Source organism: Streptomyces bikiniensis, assembly GCF_000716625.1.
Classification (GTDB): Bacteria; Actinomycetota; Actinomycetes; order Streptomycetales; family Streptomycetaceae; genus Streptomyces; species Streptomyces bikiniensis.
In genome coordinates this window covers 1-18635 of the sequence record NZ_JNXJ01000001.1, presented here as the reverse complement: position 1 = coordinate 18635, position 18635 = coordinate 1, and the positions used below count along the sequence as shown (strand labels likewise).

At 72.5% G+C, this 18635-nt stretch carries 19 protein-coding genes and 1 pseudogene; 4 read left to right on the top strand and 16 right to left on the bottom strand.

From position 1 onward, the window contains the following. Positions 1-37 precede the first annotated feature (37 nt). Both OO47_RS00095 and OO47_RS00090 read right to left on the bottom strand, forming a co-directional pair. Positions 38-1366 (bottom strand): class I SAM-dependent RNA methyltransferase, encoded by a 1329-nt coding sequence (locus OO47_RS00095; protein ID WP_030211260.1) that lies wholly within the window; start codon positions 1364-1366, stop codon positions 38-40. 94 nt (positions 1367-1460) lie between these two features. Further along, positions 1461-3515: an APC family permease gene (locus tag OO47_RS00090; protein ID WP_030211258.1), complete on the bottom strand. Its 2055-nt coding sequence runs from the start codon at positions 3513-3515 to the stop codon at positions 1461-1463. 245 nt (positions 3516-3760) lie between these two features. Between OO47_RS00090 and OO47_RS00085 the strand changes: the two genes are divergently transcribed. Then, complete coding sequence (locus OO47_RS00085; protein ID WP_030211255.1) at positions 3761-4429, top strand: potassium channel family protein; 669 nt, start codon at positions 3761-3763, stop codon at positions 4427-4429. Continuing rightward, positions 4429-5100, top strand: a complete 672-nt coding sequence (locus OO47_RS00080; protein WP_030211251.1) for a potassium channel family protein — start codon at positions 4429-4431, stop codon at positions 5098-5100. Before OO47_RS00085 ends, OO47_RS00080 begins: the two co-directional genes overlap by 1 nt. A 104-nt stretch (positions 5101-5204) precedes the next feature. Here the strand turns inward: OO47_RS00080 and OO47_RS00075 are convergent, their stop codons facing one another. From OO47_RS00075 to OO47_RS00040, 8 genes are all read right to left on the bottom strand, one after another. After that, positions 5205-5951 carry a DUF3159 domain-containing protein gene (locus OO47_RS00075; protein WP_030211249.1) on the bottom strand — a complete coding sequence of 249 codons (747 nt, stop codon included), beginning with the start codon at positions 5949-5951 and terminating at the stop codon, positions 5205-5207. A gap of 3 nt (positions 5952-5954) precedes the next feature. Beyond that, the gene (locus tag OO47_RS00070) at positions 5955-6353 is read right to left on the bottom strand and encodes an OB-fold nucleic acid binding domain-containing protein (RefSeq protein WP_078489404.1); all 399 of its coding nucleotides are present in this window, start codon (positions 6351-6353) and stop codon (positions 5955-5957) included. Positions 6354-6422: 69 nt separating this feature from the next. Then, positions 6423-7109, bottom strand: a complete 687-nt coding sequence (locus OO47_RS00065) for a response regulator (RefSeq protein WP_030211245.1) — start codon at positions 7107-7109, stop codon at positions 6423-6425. Between the two features lie 80 nt (positions 7110-7189). Then, a complete protein-coding gene (locus OO47_RS00060) occupies positions 7190-9736 on the bottom strand; it encodes a sensor histidine kinase (RefSeq protein WP_030211244.1) in 2547 nt (848 codons plus the stop codon). Between the two features lie 152 nt (positions 9737-9888). After that, positions 9889-10617: an ABC transporter ATP-binding protein gene (locus tag OO47_RS00055; protein ID WP_030211241.1), complete on the bottom strand. Its 729-nt coding sequence runs from the start codon at positions 10615-10617 to the stop codon at positions 9889-9891. A gap of 187 nt (positions 10618-10804) precedes the next feature. Continuing rightward, positions 10805-11566 (bottom strand): DUF3710 domain-containing protein, encoded by a 762-nt coding sequence (locus OO47_RS00050; RefSeq protein ID WP_030211239.1) that lies wholly within the window; start codon positions 11564-11566, stop codon positions 10805-10807. Between the two features lies 1 nt (position 11567). After that, positions 11568-12080, bottom strand: a complete 513-nt coding sequence (gene dut / locus OO47_RS00045) for a dUTP diphosphatase (RefSeq protein WP_030211236.1) — start codon at positions 12078-12080, stop codon at positions 11568-11570. Further along, entirely contained in the window at positions 12080-12664 is a 585-nt protein-coding gene (locus tag OO47_RS00040) for a PaaI family thioesterase (RefSeq protein ID WP_030211231.1), read from the bottom strand. Before OO47_RS00040 ends, dut begins: the two co-directional genes overlap by 1 nt. A gap of 58 nt (positions 12665-12722) precedes the next feature. Between OO47_RS00040 and OO47_RS00035 the strand changes: the two genes are divergently transcribed. After that, positions 12723-13235: a DUF3093 domain-containing protein gene (locus OO47_RS00035; RefSeq protein WP_030211229.1), complete on the top strand. Its 513-nt coding sequence runs from the start codon at positions 12723-12725 to the stop codon at positions 13233-13235. A gap of 53 nt (positions 13236-13288) precedes the next feature. Here OO47_RS00035 and OO47_RS00030 read toward each other — a convergent pair whose 3' ends face one another. From OO47_RS00030 to OO47_RS00015, 4 genes are all read right to left on the bottom strand, one after another. Then, on the bottom strand, positions 13289-14326 hold the full coding sequence (locus OO47_RS00030; protein ID WP_030211228.1) for a hypothetical protein: 1038 nt from the start codon (positions 14324-14326) through the stop codon (positions 13289-13291). A gap of 12 nt (positions 14327-14338) precedes the next feature. After that, the gene (locus OO47_RS00025; RefSeq protein ID WP_003955561.1) at positions 14339-14635 is read right to left on the bottom strand and encodes a DUF4193 domain-containing protein; all 297 of its coding nucleotides are present in this window, start codon (positions 14633-14635) and stop codon (positions 14339-14341) included. A gap of 395 nt (positions 14636-15030) precedes the next feature. Continuing rightward, on the bottom strand, positions 15031-16269 hold the full coding sequence (locus OO47_RS00020; RefSeq protein WP_030211226.1) for a sensor histidine kinase: 1239 nt from the start codon (positions 16267-16269) through the stop codon (positions 15031-15033). Positions 16270-16273: 4 nt separating this feature from the next. Then, positions 16274-16927, bottom strand: coding sequence for a response regulator transcription factor (locus tag OO47_RS00015; protein WP_030211224.1), 654 nt, complete (start codon positions 16925-16927; stop codon positions 16274-16276). A gap of 348 nt (positions 16928-17275) precedes the next feature. Here OO47_RS00015 and OO47_RS37135 point away from each other — a divergent pair, with 348 nt between their 5' ends. Then, positions 17276-17449, top strand: a complete 174-nt coding sequence (locus OO47_RS37135) for a hypothetical protein (RefSeq protein WP_167308975.1) — start codon at positions 17276-17278, stop codon at positions 17447-17449. Between the two features lie 91 nt (positions 17450-17540). Here the strand turns inward: OO47_RS37135 and OO47_RS00010 are convergent, their stop codons facing one another. Further along, complete coding sequence (locus tag OO47_RS00010; RefSeq protein WP_030211222.1) at positions 17541-18350, bottom strand: inositol monophosphatase family protein; 810 nt, start codon at positions 18348-18350, stop codon at positions 17541-17543. A gap of 62 nt (positions 18351-18412) precedes the next feature. After that, positions 18413-18635: pseudogene (locus tag OO47_RS00005) on the bottom strand (ferrochelatase); the annotation flags it as partial.

Genomic DNA, 18635 nt, shown 5'->3' with positions numbered 1-18635 from the left:
CGTGGCGCACATCATGCACACTCAGGAAAACCGCAGTTCAGCGGCCCTTCTCGGCAGGTTCAAGGATCGCGACGCACTCCACATGATGCGTCATCGGAAACAGATCGAACGCCCTCAGCGTCCGTACCCGGTAGCCCCGCTCCCCGAAGTAGGCGAGGTCTCGGGCCAGGGCCGCCGGGTCGCAGGCTACGTAGGCGATGCGGCGGGCGCCGAGGGTCGTCAGGTGGTGGACCGTCTGCTTGCCGGCGCCGGCACGCGGGGGGTCGAGGACGATGAGGTCGACCTCGGTGATGCCGGTGCGCGGGAGGACCGATTCGACCTTGCCCTGTTCGATGCGGACCCGCTCGAAGTGCTGCAGGTTGTGGCGGGCGTCTTCCACCGCGCGCTTGCCGGACTCGATGCCGAGGACCGCGCCCCGGTCGCCGACGCGGTCCGCGAGGGCGCCCGCGAAGAGGCCGACGCCGCAGTAGAGATCGAGGGCGGTGTCCCCCTTGCGCGGCAGGAGGCCCTGCATGACGGCCTTCATCAGGGTGTCGGCGGCCTTCGGGTGGATCTGCCAGAAGCCGCCGCTGCCCACCCGGTGGGTGCGCTCGTCGGCGCGCTCGCGGACGAAGGCGCGGCCGTGGACGCGGTGGACCCCGCCGTCCTTCTCGTCGACCCGCATGACCGAGACCGGCTTGTCGAGCTCGACCAGGGGCAGGCGGGCGCCCGGGCGGGGGGTCAGGATGACCTGGCGGTCGTTCGAGCCCGAGGCCGCGATCGCCTCGACCGAGGCCATGCCCTCCCAGGTGCGCTGCTCGACGCCGAGCTCCGAGACGCCCTGGGCGGCGATCATGCAGTGGTCGATGACCTCGACGTCGTGGGAGCGGTGCTTGCGCAGGCCCGCGCGGCCCTCGGGGTCGATCGCGTACTGGACGCGGGTGCGCCACTGCGGGACCTCGCCGGCGGGCAGCTTGTCGCCCTCGGCCGGCATGACCGTGCCGTCCCAGCCGGCCTCCTCCGGGGTGAGCCCGGCCAGGCGCTGGAGCTGCTCCGCGATCACCTCGCCCTTGAGCCGGCGCTGGGCGCCGGGCTTGGCGTGCTGCCAGTCGCAGCCGCCGCACTTGCCGGGGCCGGCGAAGGGGCAGGGGGCCTCGACCCGGTCCTTGGACGGGTCAAGGATCTCGACCGCGTCGGCCCGCAGGAAGCGGGAGGTCTCCTCGCCCTCGGTGACGCGGGCGAGGACCCGCTCCCCCGGCAGGGCGTGGCGGACGAAGAGGACCCGGCCGGACTCCGTACGGGCGATGCAGTGGCCGCCGTGGGCGACCGGGCCGACCTCGACCTCGTACTCCTCCCCGACCAGCGACGAGACAGGGGTGTTCTGCATGGCGGGGAGCTCCAAGGGGAAGGGGTGCGGGCTGCCGTTCGGACGGCAGCCCACCAGTCTAGCCCGGTCTTTCCCGTCGTTCTCCCGGGGCGGCCTAGGGGGTGTTCTTTCCGGCCGGTTCCTTGTGGCCCTTCTCCACCGGGCCCCGGCGGACCGCGCCCGGCGCGTTCCACTCCTGGCGCTTCCTGGCCCGCTTCCGCGCGGCCTCGGAGGACCGGAGCTGGTACGGGACCGAGGTCACCATCACGCCCGGGGTGAAGAGCAGCCGGCCCTTGAGGCGCAGGGCGCTCTGGTTGTGCAGCAGGTGCTCGTACCAGTGGCCGACGACGTACTCGGGGATGTAGACGGAGACGGCGTCGCGCGGGCTCTCGCGGCGCAGGCTCTTCACGTACTCGATCACCGGGCGGGTGACCTCGCGGTACGGCGAGTCGAGGATCTTGAGCGGGACGTTGATGCCACGCCGCTCCCACTCCTCCTTGAGGGCCTTCGTATCGGCCGGGTCGACGTTGACGGTCAGCGCCTCCAGCTCGTTCGCGTGCATGAGCTTGGCGTAGGCCAGGGCGCGGAGGGTGGGCTTGTGGAGCCTGGAGACGAGGACGATGGAGCGGACCCGGGAGGGGCGCACGTACTCGTCGGGCCGCTCCTCGGCGGCGGCGATCTCCGCGGCCACCGAGTCGTAGTGCCTGCGGATCGCGGTCATCGTTCCGTAGAAGATGACCATGCCGAGCAGGGCGACCCAGGCGCCGTGGGTGAACTTGGTGGCGAGGACGACGACCAGGACGAGGCCGGTGAAGAAGGCGCCGAAGGCGTTGATCGCGCGGGAGCGGATCATGTGGCGGCGCTTGGCCGGGTCCTGCTCGTCCTTCAGGTGCCGGTTCCAGTGCCGGACCATGCCGATCTGGCTGAGGGTGAAGGAGACGAAGACGCCGACGATGTACAGCTGGATCAGCCGGGTCGAATCGGCCCCGTAGAGCCAGACGAGGAGGGCGGCGGCGCCGGCGAGGAGCACGATGCCGTTGGAGAAGGCGAGGCGGTCGCCGCGGGTGTGCAGCTGGCGCGGCAGGTAGCGGTCCTGGGCGAGGATCGAGCCGAGGAGCGGGAAGCCGTTGTACGCGGTGTTCGCGGCCAGGAAGAGGACGAGCGCGGTGGCGGCGGCGAGGACGACGAAGAGGAACGTCCCGTCGCCGAAGACGGCGGCCGCGACCTGCGAGATGACCGGGTCCTGGACGTAGTCCGGGCCGACCGGGACGCCGTTGAGGATCAGGTCCTGGGCGGGCTTCTCCGCCATCCGGACGTCGGTGGCCATGGCCAGGAAGATGATGCCGCAGAACATGGTGACGGCCAGGCCGCCCATGAGGGCGAGCGTGGTGGCGGCGTTCTTCGACTTCGGCTTGCGGAAGGCGGGGACGCCGTTGGAGATGGCCTCGACGCCGGTGAGCGCGGCGCAGCCGGAGGAGAAGGCGCGCAGCAGCAGGAAGACGAGGGCGAATCCGGCCAGTCCCTGGTGTTCGGGTTTGATCTCGAAGTCGGCGGTGGGGGCCTTCATCGTGTCGCCGAGGACGATGCCCCGGTAGGCGCCCCAGGCGATCATCAGGAAGACGCCGGTGACGAAGACGTACGTCGGGATGGCGAAGAGGGTGCCGGACTCCTTCACCCCGCGCAGGTTCATCAGGGTGAGCAGCACGATGACGGCGACCGCGCAGGCGACCTTGTGCTCGACGACGAAGGGGATCGCCGAGCCGAGGTTCTCGATGCCCGAGGAGATGGAGACGGCGACGGTCAGGACGTAGTCGACGAGCAGGGCGCTCGCCACGGTGAGTCCGGCCTTCGGCCCGAGGTTGGTGTTGGCGACCTCGTAGTCGCCGCCGCCGCTCGGGTAGGCGTGCACGTTCTGCCGGTAGGAGGCGACGACCGTGAACATCAGGACGACGACCGCGAGCGCGATCCAGGGGCTGAAGTGGTAGGCCGACAGACCTGCTACGGAGAGGACGAGGAGGACCTCGCCGGGCGCGTACGCCACCGAGGAGAGCGGGTCGGAGGCGAAGACGGGGAGGGCGATCCGCTTCGAGAGGAGCGTTTCTCCGAGCTTGTCGCTGCGCAGGGCCCGCCCGATCAGGATCCGTTTGGGCACGTCGGTCAGTTTGGACACGGAGAGGATCGTAAGCGTTCGAAAAGCGTCAAGTTCACCGCGACCCCCTTGTCCTCACGGATCCATACGGAATCTTTCCGCGGACCACCTCGGATGCGGCCCCCGTAGGCGTTGCCGCTTAAGCTCGGAGCGGGCGACCCGGCAGGGCGTCGCCCGCCGCGGCCCGGGCGGTTCGGGCGAGGAAAGTTGTGAGCAGGTTGTTTTCGCAGGTCAGCAAGGCGATCAGGAGTGCGGGGTAAGGGGACGTGCACATCGTCATCATGGGCTGCGGGCGAGTGGGAGCCGCTCTCGCGCAGACCCTCGAACAGCAGGGGCACACGGTCGCGGTCGTGGACCAGGACCCGACGGCCTTCCGGCGCCTGGGGTCGGGTTTCGGCGGTCGGCGCGTCACGGGCGTGGGGTTCGACCAGGACACGCTGCGCGAGGCCGGGATCGAGGACGCCGGGGCCTTCGCCGCGGTGAGCAGCGGCGACAACTCGAACATCATCGCGGCGCGGGTCGCGCGCGAGATGTTCGGCATCGAGAACGTGGCGGCGCGGATCTACGACCCGCGCCGCGCCGAGGTCTACCAGCGCCTGGGCATCCCGACGGTCGCGACGGTCCGCTGGACCGCCGACCAGATGCTGCGGCGGCTGCTGCCCTCGGGCGCGGAGCCGCTGTGGACGGACCCGAGCGGCGGCGTGCAGCTCGCCGAGGTGCACACCTCGCCGGCCTGGATCGGCCACAAGATCAGCCGGCTCCAGGACGAGACGGGGGTGCGCGTGGCGTTCCTGACCCGGCTCGGCGAGGCCGTCATCCCCTCGTCGCAGACGGTGCTCCAGGAGGGCGACCTGGTGCACGTGATGATGCGTACGGACGAGATCGCGAAGGTCGAGGAGGCCTTCGCGGAGGGTCCCGAGGAGGGTGGTCACTGATGCGTGTCGCCATTGCGGGCGCGGGTGCGGTGGGCCGTTCCATCGCGGGCGAGCTCCTGGAGAACGGGCACGAGGTGCTGCTCGTCGACAAGGCGCCGACCGCCATCTCGGTCGAGCGGGTGCCGCAGGCGGAGTGGCTGCTCGCCGACGCCTGCGAGATCACCTCCCTGGACGAGGCGGCGCTCCAGCGCTGCAACGTGGTGATCGCGGCGACCGGCGACGACAAGGTGAACCTGGTCGTCTCGCTGCTCGCCAAGACCGAGTACGGCGTGCCGCGGGTGGTCGCCCGGGTGAACAACCCGAAGAACGAGTGGCTGTTCAACGAGGCGTGGGGCGTGGACGTGGCCGTCTCGACGCCGCGTCTGATGTCGGCCCTGGTGGAGGAGGCGGTGAGCGTCGGCGACCTGGTCCGGCTGCTGCGCTTCAGCCACGGCGACGCGAACCTGGTCGAGCTGACGCTTCCGCCGGAGTCGGCCGTCGCCGGCACCTCGGTCGGGGACGTGGACTGGCCGCAGGACACCTCGCTGGTGACGATCATCCGCGGTTCGCGGGTGCTCACGCCGAGCCCCGAGGAGACCCTGGAGGCCGGTGACGAGCTGCTGTTCGTGGCCGCGCAGGCCCGCGAGGAGCAGTTGGAGGACCTGCTGCAGGTGCGTCGCGAGACGCCCTGACGGCAGACTGCCGTACGGAAGGGCCCGGACCTGTCCACCAGGTCCGGGCCCTTCTCCGTGCATACGGTGGACGTGCCGGGGGCGGGCAGCCCCGGCTCCGGGGCTCAGGCCTCCGGCCGGCCCTCGGCCGCGGCCGCCTCCTCGCGCGCCTTCTCCGCGCGCTCCTCCGCCTCCATCTCGGCGAAGACGTCGATCGGCGGCGGGGCCTTCGCGAGGAACACCCAGGTGAGGTAGACCGCGAGCAGGAACGGCGGGATCTTCAGGGCGACGGAGACCCAGCCGAACCGGGTCGGGTCGGCCCAGAAGTACAGCGGGAAGAGGATGGCGCACTTGCCGAGCAGGATCAGGCCCCAGGCCCAGCTCGCCTTGGTGTACGCCTTCTTGCGGCCCGGGTTGCGGGTGCGCCAGGAGAGGTTCTCCTTGAAGACCGGGCCGAGGATCAGGCCGATCAGGGGCACTCCGGCCATGGCGGTGACGATGTACGCGAGGGCGAGGCCCAGCGTGTACAGCATGCCCGGCAGGTAGAAGTCCTTGGCGTTGCCCGTCATCATCGCGAAGACCACGCCGAAGGCGACGCCGAAGACGCCGCTGAAGGCGTGCTTGACGGTGTCGCGGCGGATCAGCCGGACGGCGACGAGGACGAGGGAGACCGCGAGCGCGGCGATCGCCGAGGCGTACAGGTTCTTGTTGACCGTGAAGATCGTGACGAACAGCAGGCCCGGCACGACCGTCTCGACCATGCCCCGCAGACCGCCGAAGGCCTCGAACAGCGCGGCCTCGGTGGCCTCCTTCGAGGCGCGTGCGTCCTGGGCGCCCTGGTCCGTGCTGGTCGGCTTGTCGAGGGACGTCACCGGCTACTCCTGTCCGAGCGGTCGGAGCTCGTATTTGGGGTTGAAGAGGACCCGCCTGCCGTGGCTCAGGGAGATCCGGCCGGAGGCGATCAGCTTGCGGCCGGGCTCGATGCCCACGATGGAGCGGCGGCCGAGCCAGACGACGTCGAGCGGCGCCGTGCCGTCGAAGAGCTCGGCCTCAAGGGCGGGCACACCGGCCCGGGGGCGCAGCGTGACCGTGCGCAAGGTACCAGTCACCTTGACTATCTGGCGGTCGGAGCAGTCGGAGATACGTGTGCACCCCGACGCCTCGGCGTCCTCCTGGAGCTCCTCGGACTCCAGGTCCTCGGACGAGGAGGAGAGCCGGTCGAGCATCCGGCGGAACCTCCCGGCCGGCTTCTCTGTACGCGGTGCAGCACTCATACAGAAAGCGTACCGGCCGCCGCCGTCACGGGGACCGGGCCCGGGGCGCCCCTCCGTACGGCGTCCGGTTCAGCGTTCGAAGCGGTACCCCATGCCCGGTTCGGTGACGAAGTGGCGCGGGTGGGAGGGGTCGCGCTCCAGCTTGCGGCGGAGCTGCGCCATGTACACCCGGAGGTAGTTGGTCTCCGTGCCGTACGACGGTCCCCAGACCTCCTGGAGGAGCTGCTTCTGGCCGACCAGGCGGCCGCTGTTGCGGACGAGGACTTCGAGGAGGTGCCATTCGGTGGGGGTGAGCCGGACGTCCCGGCCGTCGCGGTGGACCTTCTTCGCCGCCAGGTCGACGGTGAAGTCCTCGGTCTCGACGACCGCGATCCCGCCCTCGGGGACGCCGACGGGCTCGTTCCGGCGCACGGCGGCGCGCAGCCGGGCGAGCAGTTCGTCCATGCCGAAGGGCTTGGTGACGTAGTCGTCGGCGCCCGCGTCGAGGGCCTCGACCTTCTCGTCGGAGGTCTGCCGGGCGGAGAGGACCAGGATCGGCACCCGCGTCCAGCCGCGCAGGCCCTTGATGACCTCGACGCCGTCCATGTCGGGCAGGCCGAGGTCGAGGACGACGACGTCGGGGTGCCGGTCGGCGGCGAGGCGGAGGGCGGTGGCGCCGTCGGGGGCGGAGTCGACCTCGTACTTGCGCGCCTTGAGGTTGATCACCAGGGCGCGGACGATCTGCGGCTCGTCGTCGACCACGAGGACCCGGGTCATGGGGTGATGCCTTCCTTTTCGGCCGCCGTGCGGGCGGACGGGACGGTGGTACGGGTACGGGTACGGGGCGGGGGCGCGGTTCAGGTCACCGCGTGGGCCGGCAGGTCGGCGGCCGGGGCCGGGGGCCCGCCCCGCGCGGCCCGCAGGGTGAGCACCATGGTGAGGCCGCCGCCCGGGGTGTCCTCGGCGCCGAGGGTCCCGCCCATGGCCTCGGCGAAGCCGCGGGCCACCGCCAGGCCGAGGCCGACGCCGGAGCCGCGCGGGGCGTCGCCGAAGCGCTGGAAGGGTTCGAAGATGCCGTCCTTGGCCTCGTCGGGGACGCCGGGGCCGCGGTCCACGACCCGCAGTTCGACCCGGTCGCCCAGGGCGCTGGCGGCGACGGTGACGGGCACGCCCCCGGGGCTGTACTTCACGGCGTTCTCCACGATGTTGGCGACGGCCCGCTCCAGGAGGCCCTTGTCGACCTCGACCATGGGCAGCGTCTCGGGGATGTCGAGCTCGGCGCTGCCGTCCGGCACTCCCCCGAGGGCCATGGGGACGACCTCGTCGAGGTCGACGACCCGCATGAGGGGGGCGACGGTGCCGGTCCGGAGCCGGGACATGTCGAGGAGGTTGCCGACGAGGTGGTCGAGGCGGTCGGCCCCGGCCTCGATGCCCTCCAGGAGCTCGGCCCGGTCCTCCTCGGACCACTCGACGTCGTCGGAGCGGAGGGAGGAGACGGAGGCCTTGATGCTCGCGAGCGGGGTCCGCAGGTCGTGGCTGACGGCGGCGAGCAGGGAGGTGCGGATCTTGTTGCCCTCGGCCAGCTTCCGGGCCTCCTCCGCCTCGCCGACGAGCCGCTGCCGGTCGAGGACGACGGCGGCCTGGGCGGCGAAGGCGCCGAGGACCCGCCGGTCCTCCGCGGGCAGCACCCGGCCGGAGAGGGCGAGCGCCAGGCGGTCCCCGACCGGCATGTCGACGTCCGCGTCCTCCGGCCGGACCGCCGGGTGGGGGCCGACGCTCGCGACGGGCGTCCACGGTTCGACGTCGTCCTCGCGCTCCAGGAGAGCGACCGACTCCATGGAGAAGGTCTCGCGGACCCGTTCGAGGAGGGCGTCGAGGCTGGTCTCGCCGCGCAGCACGCTGCCCGCGAGGTACGAGAGCACCTCGGACTCGGCGCGCAGCCGGGCGGCCTGGTGGGTGCGGCGGGCGGCCAGGTCGACCACCGAGGCGACCGACATCGCGACGCCGAGGAAGACGGCGAGGGCGACGATGTTCTTGGGGTCGGCGATGGTGAGGCGGTGGACGGGCGGGGTGAAGAACCAGTTGAGGAGGAGCGAGCCGGCGGCGGCCGAGGCGAGCGCCGGCAGGAACCCGCCGAGCAGCGCGGAGGCCACCGTCAGGGCGAGGAAGAGCAGCATGTCGTTGGCGAGCCCGAGGTCGGCGTCGACATGGGTGAGGAGCAGGGCGAGGCAGGCGGGGCCCGCGACGCCGACCGTCCAGGCGGCGAGGATGCGGGAGCGGCCGAGGCGGGCGCCGCGCGCGACCGGCAGGCCGCGGCCCTTGGCGACCTCGCCGTGGGTGACGATGTGGACGTCGAGGTCGGGTCCGGAGTCGCGGGCGACGGTCTGGCCGACGCCGGGGCCGAGGACGTACTGCCAGGACCGGCGGCGGCTGGAGCCGAGGACGATCTGGGTGGCGTTGACCCCGCGGGCGAACTCCAGGAGCGCGGTGGGGACGTCGTCGCCGATGACGTGGTGGAACGTGCCGCCGAGGTCCTCGACCAGGGTGCGCTGGACGGCCAGCTCCTTCGGGGAGGCCGCGGTGAGTCCGTCGCTGCGGGCGATGTAGACGGCGAGGACCTCTCCCCCGGCGCCCTTCTCGGCGAGGCGGGTGGCCCGGCGTATGAGGGTGCGGCCCTCGGGGCCGCCGGTCAGGCCGACGACGATGCGCTCCCGGGCCTGCCAGGTGGAGCGGATGTTGTGCTCGCCCCGGTACTTGCGGAGGTACTCGTCGACCCGGTCGGCGGTCCAGAGCAGCGCCAGTTCGCGCAGGGCGGTGAGGTTGCCGGGGCGGAAGTAGTTGGAGAGGGCCGCGTCGACCTTGTCGGAGGTGTAGACGTTGCCGTGGGCCATCCGGCGCCGCAGCGCCTCCGGGCTCATGTCGACCAGTTCGATCTGGTCCGCCCGGCGCACGACCTCGTCGGGGACGGTCTCCCGCTGGCGCACGCCCGTGATCGCCTCGACCACGTCGCCGAGCGACTCCAGGTGCTGGATGTTGACGGTGGAGACGACGTCGACGCCGGCCGCGAGCAGTTCGGCGACGTCCTGCCAGCGCTTGGGGTTGCGGGAGCCGGGCGCGTTCGTGTGGGCGAGCTCGTCCACGAGGGCGACCGCGGGGCGGCGGGCCAGGACCGCGTCGACGTCCATCTCGGTGAGGGTGGCGCCCCGGTGTTCCAGGGTGCGGCGCGGCACCTGCTCCAGGCCGCGCAGCACGGTCTCCGTGCGCGGGCGTCCGTGGTGCTCCACGAACGCGACCACGCAGTCCGTGCCGCGCTCCACCCGGCGGTGGCCCTCGGAGAGCATCGCGTAGGTCTTGCCGACGCCCGGCGCAGCGCCGAGGTAGATGCGTAGCTTGCCGCGTCCCATGGCTCGACCATACGTCCAGCCGACCGGCCGTCCCGCACGCGGAGAACGGTCGCGGGCGGTATTGACGTGATCCTGATGCCCGCCCGCGTCCGGGGCCGTCTCCCCGATCCGGCACGATCCGGAAGGATCCGGAAGACGGGTCCCGGGTGTCCTCAGGCCTCCAGGATCTCGCCGTCGCGCAGCTCCAGGACCCGGTCCGCCAGACCCAGGAGCTGGGGGTCGTGGGTGGCGACCAGGGCCGTGCAGCCCTCGCTGCGGACCACGGCGCGCAGCAGCTGCATGACGGCGAGGCCGGTCTCGGCGTCGAGCTGGCCGGTCGGCTCGTCGGCTATGAGCAGGGCCGGCCTGTTGGCGAGGGCGCGGGCGATGGCGACGCGCTGCTGCTGGCCGCCGGAGAGCTCGCCGGGCCGCTGGGCCGCGTGGTCGGCGAGGCCCACCAGGCCGAGCAGCAGGGCCACCCGCTCCTCGCGCTCCTTCGGGTCCGCCCTGCGCAGCCGCAGGGGGACGCCCACGTTCTCCGCGGCGGAGAGGATCGGGAGGAGGCCGAAGGACTGGAAGACGAAGCCGATCCGGTCGCGGCGCAGCTCCAGGAGTCCGCTCTCGCCGAGCGTGGAGAGGTCGGTGCCGTCGATGACGATCCGGCCGCCGTCGGCGCTGTCGAGACCGCCCACGAGGTTGAGCAGGGTCGTCTTGCCGGAGCCGGAGCGGCCCTTGAGGGCGACGAGCTCGCCGCGCGGGATGTCGAAGGAGACGCCGCGCAGGGCGTGGACCGCGGCCTCGCCCGTGCCGTACGAGCGGCGCAGGTCCTCGACGCGGACCATGGGCCGGTCCGCCGGGTCCTCGACGACGGCCGTCGCGGACCCCGTGCTGCTCTCGCTCACCGTGTGCTCCCCCTCTTCGAACGCGTGCGCTCGCCAGTATGGTCCGGCGCGGGTCCGGAGGACCAGGGGCGGGGCTCCGGCCTGTGGACAACCGGGGAGAGCGGGACACGCCGGTGGGCCGTCTCCCGTACCTCGCGGTCGGGAGACGGCCCACCGGCCTCGTCCACGGGCTTCCGCAGCCCGTCGTTCAGCGGATCTCGGAGATCTCCGGGCCGCGCTGGAGCTGGCCCATGCCGCCGGAGAAGCGGGAGTTCTCCTGCTCCTCCTGCTGCACGCCGTCCGGCACCATCTGCGCGTCGTTCGGCAGCTTGAGGACGATCGGGTCGCGCGGGGCCATCGGGCCGTCGCCGCGGACGACCACGGTGTCGCGGACGATCTGCTCCAGGAGGCCGGCCGCCTCGGGCTGGACCGCGCCCTGTCCGGAGATCACTCCGCGCAGGAACCAGCGGGGCCCGTCGACGCCCACGAAGCGCACGAGCTGCACGCCCCGGTTGCCGTCCGGCAGCTGCACGGGGACCTGCGCGCGCAGCTCCCAGCCCAGCGGCCCCTCGACCTCGTCGATGACACCGCCCTGCTGCACGATGCCCGTGGCGATCTCGTCACGGACCTCGCCCCAGATGCCCTCGTTCTTGGGGGCGGCGAAGGCCTGGAGCTGCACCGCGCTGTCGCGCAGCACGACGGTGGCCGCGACGATCGCGTCGCCCGCCACCTCGACCCGCAGCTCCATTCCCTCGACGCCGGGTACGAAGATCCCGCCGAGGTCCACGCGGCCCTCGTCGGGCTTGGTGACCTCGGAGATGTCCCAGGGCCCGTCGGGCCGGGGCGCGGGCGGAAGGTTCACCCGACGCGGCTCGGCCGCGTCGTCCTCGTCCTCCACCGCGTCGACGACCTGCTCGGCCTCGCCCGCCGCGTCCTCGGCGGCACCGCTCTTCTTGCGACGTCCGAACACGTCACTGTCCTTCCCGGTCGGATACGACCGAAGCGTATCGATTCCCACCCGTTGTGCCGTCCACGGCGGCGTGGCCGCCGGTGGACCCGAAGCCCCCCTCGGCCCGCGCCGAACCGGGAAGTTCCGCCACCTCGTGGAAGCGCACCTTCTCGACCTGCTGGACGACGAGTTGGGCAATCCGGTCGAATCGCTCGAACCGCACGCTCTCGCGCGGGTCGAGGTTGACCACGATCACCTTGATCTCTCCACGGTACCCGGCATCCACCGTCCCCGGGGCATTCACGAGCGCCACTCCGCAGCGGGCCGCGAGGCCGGAGCGCGGATGCACGAAGGCGGCGTACCCGTCGGGGAGGGCCAGGGAGACGCCGGTGGGCAGGACGGCGCGCTCGCCGGGGGCCAGGACGGCGGCCTCCGTGGTCACGAGGTCGGCGCCGGCGTCGCCGGGGTGCTCGTAGGCCGGAATGGGGACCTCGGGGTCCACGCGCCGGATCAGTACGTCGACGGGGTTGCGCATCAGGGGTTCACCTCGAAGGCGCGGGCGCGCCTGACCTGGTCGGGGTCGGACATGGCCGCCCGGATCTCCTCCGGGCGCCCGTTGTCGATGAAGTGGTCGACCTTGACCTCGATGAAGAGGGCGTCGGCGCGGACGGCGACGGGGCCCTCGGGCCCGCCGATCCGGCCGACGGCGGTCGAGTAGAGCTTGCGGCCGTGCACGGCGGTGACGGCGGCCTCCAGGTGGAGCACGGTGCCGACCGGCACGGGCCGGAGGAAGTCGGTCTCCAGGCGTCCGGTCACGGCGATGACCCGCAGCAGCCAGTTGAGGGAGCCGAGGGTCTCGTCGAGCGCGGTGGCGAGGACGCCGCCGTGCGCGAGGCCGGGGGCGCCCTGGTGGTCGGCGGTGACCGTGAACTCGGCGGTGACGGTCACGCCCTCGCCCGCCCGCGCCTCCAGGTGGAGGCCGTGGGGCTGCCCGCCGCCGCATCCGAAACAGTGCCCGTAGTGCGAGCCGAGGAGCTCGCCGGGGGCCGGCGCGTCGGGGTGGCGTACCGGCGGTATGGCGTCGGCCGGCGGGGTGAGGGCGGCAGATGTTGCAGTCACAGGCGCAGACCTTACCCGCGCGGACGGACGCGGGTCGCGCCGTGCCAAGCTTGGACGCATGCAGCCTTCCGTACCGTCCCCGGCCCCCTCCCCCGAGTCCTCCGCCGCCCCGGCCGCGCCGCGCTTCGACGAGCGGCTGACGGCGCCCGGCTCCTGGTGGGCGATCGCGGGCCTGCTCGGCCTGTCCGGCGGTCTGATCATGTTCCCGTTCGGCACGGTCCCGATGCTGGGCGGCCTGATCGTGGCGGCGGTGCTCGCCGGCGCCGCGGTCTCCTCGTACGGCTCCGCCCGCATCCGGGTGGTGGCCGGTTCGCTGGTGGCGGGGGACGCGCGGATCCCGGTCTCCGCCCTGGGGGCGGTCGAGGTCCTCGACGCGGAGGAGGCGCGCGCCTGGCGCACGCACAAGGCCGATCCGCGCGCCTTCATGCTGATGCGGAGCTACGTGCCGCGGGCGGTGCGGATCGAGGTGGTGGACCCGGCGGACCCGACGCCGTACGTGTACCTGTCCACGCGCGAGCCGGAGGCCCTGGAGGCGGCCGTCGAGGCCGTGCGGACCGGCACCAGGGACTGAAAGCGGACCGGCACCGGGGGCTGGAAGCCGCAGCCGCCTTCGGCACGGCGGGCCTAGAAGTCCAGCTCCTCGGGGTTCTCGGGCTGCTCCAGCGGGGGCAGCTCCGGGAGGGCGTCCCAGGGGATCTGGCGCTCGCGCAGGTCCTTGCGGATGTGCGAGGCGAGCTTCTTGGTGTCGCGGCGGTTCATGACGGCGCCGACGGCGGCGCCCACCATGAACGGCATGAGGTTCGGCAGGTTGCGCACCATGCGCTTCATGATCTGCTGGCGCAGTTCGCGCTTGAGCTGTCCGCCGAGCGCCGCGTTGACGGTGGTGGGCTTGGTGGGGTCGATGCCCCGCTCCTCGGCCCAGGAGGTCAGATAGGCCGCCGAGCGCTGGGTCAGCCGGCCGGGGGGCCGCAGGCCGTACACCTCGTGCAGTTCGGCGATGAGCTTGAGTTCCACGGCGGCGACGCCGGTGATCTCGGCCGCCAGCTCGGCGGGCATGGCCGGGGGCACGGGCAGCATGGCGGCGGCGCCGATGCCGGCGCCCACGGTCGAGGAGGCGTTCGCCGCGCCGGTGACGAGTTTGTCGGCGATCTCCTCGGGGCCGAGCCCGGGGAACTGCTTGCGCAGGGTCGCCAGGTCGCGGACGGGGATCCGCGGGGCGAGGTCGATCAGCCGGTCGGCCAGATGGCCGATGCCGGCCCTGGCGCTGTCTCCGCCGCGCTTCACGCCCTGCGCGACGCCGCGCCGGACGGCGTCGATCCGGCCGGGGTCGATCTTCAGCTTGTCGAGCCGGTCCCGTGCGGGGTCGGCGAGCCGTTTGACGGCGTCGAGGCGCCCGGCTCGTCGTGCTTCGACGGGCGGCCCGTCATCCTGCCCCGTGCCCCGCTCCGCGGGGAGGGGTGCCGCCTCCGGTCCGGTGACCGCTTCGAGCGAGGCCGGTAGGCCCCGCTCGTCGTCACGTGCGCCGAGGGAGGGCAGGGAGGCGGTGGGCTCGGCGTCGGGGGCCTCCTGGGCACCCTCTGCCGGGCCTGGTCCGCCCTTGTCCGTCCGCGGGCTCCCGGGGAGCCGCAGACGCCGCTTCCGGGACGGTGTGTCGCCTGCCACGGCCGAGCGTTCTCAGTCGCAGTCGCGGCAGATGGGCTGACCGTTCTTCTCCCGGGCCAGCTGGCTCCGGTGGTGCACGAGGAAGCAGCTCATGCAGGTGAACTCGTCCGCCTGCTTGGGCAGGACCCGGACGGCCAGCTCCTCGTTCGAGAGGTCGGCGCCCGGAAGCTCCAGGCCCTCGGCGGCCTCGAACTCGTCGACGTCGACGGTCGAGGTCGACTTGTCGTTCCGGCGGGCCTTCAGTTCCTCAAGGCTGTCCGAGTCGACGTCGTCGTCGGTCTTGCGTGGGGTGTCGTAATCCGTTGCCATGTCGCTCTCCCCCTCTGGGTGGTTGCGGTGTCTCCAGCGCACGTAACGCGTGAGAGGTCGGACTTGTGCCCGACCTGAGGCGGAGATTTTGCCTCACATCAAGGTCTGTTACTCAATCGACACCCGTCGCGCCCTCTCATGAGTGATCGGCTTCGGGTGGCGAACCGGACCGTACACGGTCCCACGGGTGTCCCTCGCGGGCGCCACCCCGTGTACTTCCCGTCATCCAGGCCCCCGGAAACCCGGACTTTTCCTGGTTTTCGGAGGGATTTCCCGGTCACGGAGAGTGGATGCCCGCACGCCCTCCCCTGTGATCGATCACACATGAGCGTCTCAGGGGCGGGGCCGCGGAATTCCGCGCAAAGCGAACGGAACCGGTCGGCACGTGCAGTGTGTCAGATCGGCAGAGTGACGCGCATCACGAGGCCGCCGCCCTCACGGGGCTCCGCGATGATGCGGCCGCCGTGGGCGCGGGCCACGGACCGGGCGATCGACAGGCCGAGCCCGACCCCCTTGTCACTGCCGGTCCGCTCCTGCCGGAGCCGCCGGAACGGCTCGAAGAGGTTGTCGATCTCGTACGCGGGGACCACGGGTCCCGTGTTCGAGACGAGCAGCACCGCCCGGCCGTGTCCGGACTCGGTGCCGACCTCCACCCAGCCGCCCTCCGGCACGTTGTACCGCACGGCGTTCTGGAGCAGGTTCAGGGCGATCCGTTCGAGCAGGACGCCGTTGCCCTGGACGACGGCGGGCGCCCGCTCGCCCCGGATCTCGACGCCCTTGGCCTCGGCCTCGGCGTGCACCTGGTCGACGGCCCGCTCGGCGACCTCGGCGAGGTCGACGGCCTTGCGCTCGATGATCTGGTTGTCGCTCCGGGCGAGCAGGAGCAGGCCCTCGACGAGCTGCTCGCTGCGCTCGTTGGTGGCGAGCAGGGTCTTGCCGAGTTGCTGGAGCTCCACCGGGGCCCCGGGGTCGGAGAGGTGCACCTCCAGGAGGGTGCGGTTGATCGCGAGCGGGGTCCGCAGCTCGTGCGAGGCGTTCGCGACGAACCGCTGCTGGGCGGTGAAGGCCCGCTCCAGGCGCTCCAGCATCTCGTCGAAGGTGTCGGCCAGCTCCTTGAGCTCGTCGTCCGGGCCGTCCAGCTCGATCCGCCGGGACAGGTCGGAACCGGCCACCTGGCGGGCGGTGCGGGTGATCCGGCCGAGCGGGGAGAGCACCCGTCCCGCCATGGCGTAGCCGAAGGCGAAGGCGATGATGCTCAGGCCGAGCAGGGCGAAGAGCGAGCGGCGCAGGAGGTCGTCCAGGGCCCGGTCGCTCTGGTGCCGGAGGCAGACGGACACCGCGTCGTTGAACTGGTCGACGGTGCCCGTGCCGGGCAGGACGCACAGGGAGGTGGTGGCCTGGACCTCGCCCTTGACGATCTTGAAGGGGAGCTGGGCCGCGCTGTCGCTGAGCGCCTGCGCGGTGAAGAGGTAGATGATCGAGAGCAGCAGGATGCCCGCGATCAGGAACATCCCGCCGTACAGCAGGGTGAGCCGTATCCGGATGGTCGGGCGCAGGAGCGGGCGGACCGGGTCCCTGGGGTCCCAGGTCGGCTTGGGGGGCGCCTGGGGGTGGGGCGCGGGGGTGGTGGCCATCGGGTCAGATCCGGTAGCCGGAGCCGGGCACGGTGACGATGACGGGGGGCTCGCCGAGCTTGCGGCGCAGGGTCATGACGGTGACGCGGACGACGTTGGTGAACGGGTCGGTGTTCTCGTCCCAGGCCTTCTCCAGGAGCTGCTCGGCCGAGACGACGGCGCCCTCGCTGCGCATGAGGACCTCCAGGACGGCGAACTCCTTCGGCGCGAGCTGGACCTCGCGGCCGTCGCGGAAGACCTCGCGGCGGTTCGGGTCGAGCTTGATGCCGGCGCGCTCCAGGACGGGCGGGAGGGGAACAGTGGTGCGGCGGCCGAGGGCTCGCACGCGCGCGGTGAGCTCGGTGAAGGCGAAGGGCTTGGGGAGGTAGTCGTCCGCGCCCAGCTCCAGGCCCTCCACGCGGTCGCTGACGTCCCCGGAGGCGGTGAGCATCAGGACGCGGGTGGGCATGCCCAGCTCGACGATCCGGCGGCAGACGTCGTCGCCGTGCACGAGGGGCAGGTCGCGGTCGAGGACGACGACGTCGTAGTCGTTGACCCCCACGCGCTCCAGGGCCGCCGCTCCGTCGTACACGACGTCGACGGCCATGGCCTCCCGGCGCAGTCCGGTGGCCACCGCATCGGCGAGCAGCTGCTCGTCCTCGACGACGAGTACGCGCACGTCGTACATCCTTCCGTTGAGCCGCGACCCGGGGCGGGGACCGGCCGGTACCTGAGCTGACTGTGGGTGTCCATCCTGCCCCGTACGCGCGTAAACCGGCTGTAAGGCGACGGTGCGGGCCCCGGGGCGGGCGGCGCCCCCGGAGGGGGCACCGAGAATTCACCTGATTCGCGGGCCAGTTGAGGTTTCCCTGAGGAAAGCGCTGGGGAGGACGACTGCACACCCCGCGATCACGCCCTGTAGTGGCGCGCCACCCGACGCCCTCTGTCCCCCAGAGACCACGGTGCGTGATCCGACCCACCCTCGGCACACCCCCGTGCCATTCGACCCACGACGAGGGGGCGCACGATGGACGCTTTCACCGCCGGCCTGCTGCAGCGCATCAGGACCACGCAAACAGACCTCACGCGGGCGCGTGAGACGGGAGACGACTACCTGGTGGAGGTGGAGCAGGCGGAGCTGGAGGACCTGCACCGCCTGGCCGCCGAGCACGGCGTGGAGGTGGCCGCGCCGGGCGCCTGACGCCGCCCGCTCCACCGGCGGAGCCGTACACCCGCACGAGGGCCCCGGAGCCGTCCCGGCTCCGGGGCCCTCGTGCGTACCGGGGCCGGGGTCAGTCGTGCCAGGCCCCCAGTCCCTCCAGGAGCTCCTGGAGGGGCGCGAAGAGGCCCGGGGAGGCCGCCACCGTCAGCTCGCCGGACTCCGGCTCTCCGGGGCGACCGCCGGTCAGGGCGCCCGCCTCGCGGGCGATCAGCGCGCCCGCCGCGAGGTCCCAGGGGTTGAGGCCGCGCTCGTAGTAGGCGTCGAGGCGGCCCGCGGCGACGTCGCAGAGGTCCAGGGCGGCCGAGCCGCCGCGCCGGATGTCGCGGACGAGCGGGATCACCCGCCGGGCGACGTCGGCCTGATGGTCGCGCCGGGTCTGGACGTAGGCGAAGCCGGTGCCGAGCAGGGCCTGGTCGAGGGCGGGCGAGGGGCGGGCGGCGAGCCGCCGGTCCCCCGCGTACGCGCCGCGGCCGAGGACCGCGTGGTAGGTCTCGCCGCGCATCGGCGCCTCGACGACGCCGACGACGGTCTCGCCGTTCCGTTCGGCGGCGATCGAGACGCCCCAGGTGGGCAGGCCGTAGAGGTAGTTCACGGTGCCGTCGAGCGGGTCGATGACCCAGCGGACGCCGCTGGTGCCGGGGGTGGCGGCGCCCTCCTCGCCGAGGAGGCCGTCCTGCGGGCGGTGCTCGGCGAGGAAGCCGGTGATCAGCTTCTCGGCGGCGATGTCCATCTCGGTGACCACGTCGATGGGGCTCGTCTTGGTCCTCGCCACGGCCAGGTCGTCGGGCCGGCCGTCGCGCAGCAGCGCTCCGGCCCGCCGGGCGGCTTCCAGGGCGAGTTCGTGCAGTTCGGTGAGCAGGGGGTCGGGAACCTCGGTCATGGGATCTCCTTGCGCGTACGGCTTCACTCGGACGCCCGCTTCGCCTGCGCGGGCTGGGGCTCCTACGCGTAGGGGCTGTCGGCGCCGGCGGCTGCGGGTCGTTCCGTCCGGGCCGGGCAGCAGCCGATCGGGCACAGGTCGTGGGAGGGGCCGAGGGTGCCCAGGGCGCACCGTTCCGCCCGGGTCCCCCGTTCGGTGGCGGCTCGTTCCAGGAGGAGGTCGCGGACGGCGGCGGCGAAGCGCGGGTCGGAGCCGACGGTGGCCGAGCGCCGGACGGGCAGGCCG

Coding starts and splice junctions, on each gene's coding strand:
- OO47_RS00095 (WP_030211260.1), bottom strand. CDS start 1,366: ATGCAGAACACCCCTGTCTCGTCGCTGGTCGGGGAGGAGTACGAGGTC.
- OO47_RS00080 (WP_030211251.1), top strand. CDS start 4,429: ATGCGTGTCGCCATTGCGGGCGCGGGTGCGGTGGGCCGTTCCATCGCG.
- OO47_RS00070 (WP_078489404.1), bottom strand. CDS start 6,353: ATGAGTGCTGCACCGCGTACAGAGAAGCCGGCCGGGAGGTTCCGCCGG.
- OO47_RS00065 (WP_030211245.1), bottom strand. CDS start 7,109: ATGACCCGGGTCCTCGTGGTCGACGACGAGCCGCAGATCGTCCGCGCC.
- OO47_RS00060 (WP_030211244.1), bottom strand. CDS start 9,736: ATGGGACGCGGCAAGCTACGCATCTACCTCGGCGCTGCGCCGGGCGTC.
- dut (WP_030211236.1), bottom strand. CDS start 12,080: ATGCGCAACCCCGTCGACGTACTGATCCGGCGCGTGGACCCCGAGGTC.
- OO47_RS00035 (WP_030211229.1), top strand. CDS start 12,723: ATGCAGCCTTCCGTACCGTCCCCGGCCCCCTCCCCCGAGTCCTCCGCC.
- OO47_RS00025 (WP_003955561.1), bottom strand. CDS start 14,635: ATGGCAACGGATTACGACACCCCACGCAAGACCGACGACGACGTCGAC.
- OO47_RS00020 (WP_030211226.1), bottom strand. CDS start 16,269: ATGGCCACCACCCCCGCGCCCCACCCCCAGGCGCCCCCCAAGCCGACC.
- OO47_RS37135 (WP_167308975.1), top strand. CDS start 17,276: ATGGACGCTTTCACCGCCGGCCTGCTGCAGCGCATCAGGACCACGCAA.
- OO47_RS00010 (WP_030211222.1), bottom strand. CDS start 18,350: ATGACCGAGGTTCCCGACCCCCTGCTCACCGAACTGCACGAACTCGCC.